The sequence below is a fragment of the Streptomyces laculatispora genome, assembly GCF_017353455.1.
GTDB classification, from domain to species: domain Bacteria; phylum Actinomycetota; class Actinomycetes; order Streptomycetales; family Streptomycetaceae; genus Streptomyces; species Streptomyces laculatispora.
Genome location: NZ_JAFMPZ010000217.1, coordinates 7,457 through 7,921 on the forward strand (window position 1 = coordinate 7,457; position 465 = coordinate 7,921).

General features: G+C 65.8%; 1 pseudogene. It reads right to left on the reverse strand.

Features of this window, described 5'->3' with window-relative positions:
• A pseudogene (locus J1C73_RS34750) lies at positions 1 to 465 on the reverse strand (flotillin family protein); the annotation flags it as partial.

Genomic DNA, 465 nt, shown 5'->3' on the forward strand with positions numbered 1-465 from the left:
GCGCAGCGTCTCGACCTCGCGGCGCTGCTTGATCTCGGCCTCGGCCTGCCGGCGTTCCAGCTCCAGGATGGTCTCCCGGGCGTCGACGTCCTGCCGGGTGATCTCCTTCTGCTCGGTGCGCTGGAACTCGTTGGTCCGCACGTGCTCGATCGCGGTCAGCTCGGTGATCTTCCGAATGCCCTGCGCGTCAAGGATGTTGGCGCCGTCCAGCTGCACCATCGGCGTCTGCTCGAGGAAGTCGATCGCGGCGTCGTCGAGGTGGTAGCCGTTCAGATCGGTGCCGATGACGCGGATGATCCGGTCCCGGAACTCCTCGCGCTTGGTGTACAGGTCGACGAAGTCCAGCTGCTTGCCGACGGTCTTGAGCGCCTCGGAGAACTTCGCGGCGAAGAACTCCTGGATCGCGACCTTGTCGCTGGCCCGTTCCGTCCCGATGGCCTGGGCGACCTTGATGACGTCCTCGAC